This window comes from Nitratireductor pacificus pht-3B, from assembly GCF_000300335.1.
Lineage (GTDB): Bacteria > Pseudomonadota > Alphaproteobacteria > Rhizobiales > Rhizobiaceae > Nitratireductor > Nitratireductor pacificus.
This window is the reverse complement of the sequence record NZ_AMRM01000051.1, coordinates 1-715: the sequence shown is the minus strand read 5'-3', so window position 1 is coordinate 715 and position 715 is coordinate 1. Positions and strand designations below refer to the sequence as shown.

Here is a 715-nt window from a genome sequence, read left to right as displayed (position 1 = left end):
ACTCAGTGATCGAAGCGACGATGCCGGCGCCGACGGTGCGTCCGCCTTCACGGATGGCGAAGCGCAGCTTCTCTTCCATGGCGATCGGCACGATCAGCGTCACGTCCACCGTCACGTTGTCGCCCGGCATCACCATCTCCGTGCCTTCCGGCAGCGTCACGATGCCCGTCACGTCCGTCGTCCGGAAATAGAACTGCGGACGGTAGTTCGTGAAGAACGGCGTATGACGGCCGCCCTCTTCCTTCGTCAGGATGTAGGCCTCGGCCTTGAACTTCGTGTGCGGCTTCACCGAGCCGGGCTTGCACAGCACCTGGCCGCGCTCGACGCCGTCACGGTCGACACCGCGGATCAGCGCGCCGATGTTGTCGCCCGCCTGGCCCTGGTCGAGCAGCTTGCGGAACATCTCGACGCCCGTCACCGTCGTCTTCGTCGTGTCGCGGATGCCGACGATCTCGACTTCCTCGCCGACCTTCACGATGCCGCGCTCGACGCGACCCGTCACCACCGTGCCGCGGCCCGAGATCGAGAACACGTCTTCGATCGGCATCAGGAACGGCTGGTCGACCGGACGCTCAGGCGTCGGGATGTAGGCATCCACTTCGGCCATCAGCTTGCGCACGGCCTCTTCGCCGATCGTCTTGTTGGAATCTTCCAGCGCGGCCAGCGCCGAGCCCTTGACGATCGGAATGTCGTCGCCCGGGAAGTCGTAGGACGA

At 65.2% G+C, this 715-nt stretch carries 1 protein-coding gene; it reads right to left on the bottom strand.

The annotated features are described in order from the left end of the window. On the bottom strand, positions 1-715 hold a 715-nt coding region (locus NA2_RS21205; RefSeq protein ID WP_008599359.1), incomplete at both ends, for an EF-Tu C-terminal domain-related protein.